The organism is Vibrio sp. 10N.222.49.C9 (assembly GCF_041474985.1).
GTDB lineage: Bacteria > Pseudomonadota > Gammaproteobacteria > Enterobacterales > Vibrionaceae > Vibrio > Vibrio crassostreae_C.
Window position 1 is genome coordinate 1 of sequence record NZ_JBFRVD010001649.1, and the last position, 415, is coordinate 415.

1 protein-coding gene is annotated in these 415 nt (G+C 49.2%); it reads left to right on the forward strand.

The features are described from left to right. A partial coding sequence (locus AB4585_RS29660; protein ID WP_372172427.1) for an Hsp70 family protein occupies positions 1–415 on the forward strand: 415 nt, incomplete at both ends.

Consider the following 415-nt stretch of genomic DNA (forward strand, 5'->3'; position numbering starts at 1 on the left):
GCCCACTCCTTGATTCTGAAGGCCGCGCTATCTTACCGTCAGTGGTGCACTACAAATCAGATGGCTTTAATGTGGGTTATTCTGCCCTAGACGCTGCTGAGAGCGATCCTCAAAATACCGTTATCTCAGTGAAGCGACTTCTTGGCCGTTCGGTTGAAGATATAAAACAGCGCTATCCAAAGCTGCCGTATACGTTGCTAAACAGCGACAATGGCCTGCCGATTTTACAAACCACACTTGGCAATAAGAACCCAGTTGAAGTCTCAGCGGATATCTTAAGAGCCTTAGGTCAGCGTGCCGAATCTACACTAGGCGGAGAGCTTACTGGCGCGGTTATTACAGTGCCGGCTTACTTTGACGATACACAGCGTGCAGGAACCAAAGATGCCGCTAAGCTTGCCGGTTTGAATGTACT